The organism is Kineococcus gurbantunggutensis, assembly GCF_050871925.1.
In the GTDB taxonomy this organism is placed as follows: Bacteria; Actinomycetota; Actinomycetes; order Actinomycetales; family Kineococcaceae; genus Kineococcus.
This window is the reverse complement of the sequence record NZ_JBJLSG010000346.1, coordinates 1-647: the sequence shown is the minus strand read 5'-3', so window position 1 is coordinate 647 and position 647 is coordinate 1. Positions and strand designations below refer to the sequence as shown.

General features: G+C 85.0%; 1 protein-coding gene. It reads right to left on the bottom strand.

Translation table 11 applies throughout. The annotated features are described in order from the left end of the window. On the bottom strand, window positions 1-534 hold a 534-nt coding region (locus ACRYR7_RS25600; protein WP_432575208.1), incomplete at its 3' end, for an NTP transferase domain-containing protein. Between the last annotated feature and the right edge of the window lie 113 nt (window positions 535-647).

Here is a 647-nt window from a genome sequence, read left to right as displayed (position 1 = left end):
GGGGACGTCGACGTCCCGCAGCGCCGAGGCCCGCTGCACCGTCCGGCACGCCGGGCCGTCCAGCAGCGCGCGCAGCCCGGCACCGGCGCCGGCCTCCCGCGCCGCGGCCGCCCAGTGCGCGGACCCCACCAGGACCGGGTGACCGCCGGTCCCGCGCCACCCCGCGCGCACCAGCGCCCCGGCCGGGTCCTCCCCGGCGGCCTCCAGCACCGCCCGCACGTCCGCCGCGCCCACGTCGGGCAGGTCCACCAGCGTCAGCACCAGCGCCGCGGCCCCCGCGGCGCGCGCGTGCCCCAGCGCGGCCAGCACCCCCGCCCCCGGCCCGCGCCGCCAGTCCGGCACCGCCAGCGCCACCACGTCCGCCGGCAGCGTCGCGCGCACCTCCCGCGCGGCGGCCCCCACGGTGACGGCGACCGCCGAGCACCCGCCCGCGCGCAGCACCGCCGCCGCCCGCGCGGCCCAGCCCGTGCCGTCGGCGGTGCGCAGCAGCGCCTTGGGCACCCCCAGCCGCGAGCCCTCTCCCGCCGCGAGCACCACCCCCACCACCGCCCCGGCCGATCCGGCCGCCGGTGCCGCCCCCGTCGTCACCCCCCGATCCCACCACCCCGCCCCCGCACCCCCGCGCGCCCCCCGCCGCCCCCGCCGCC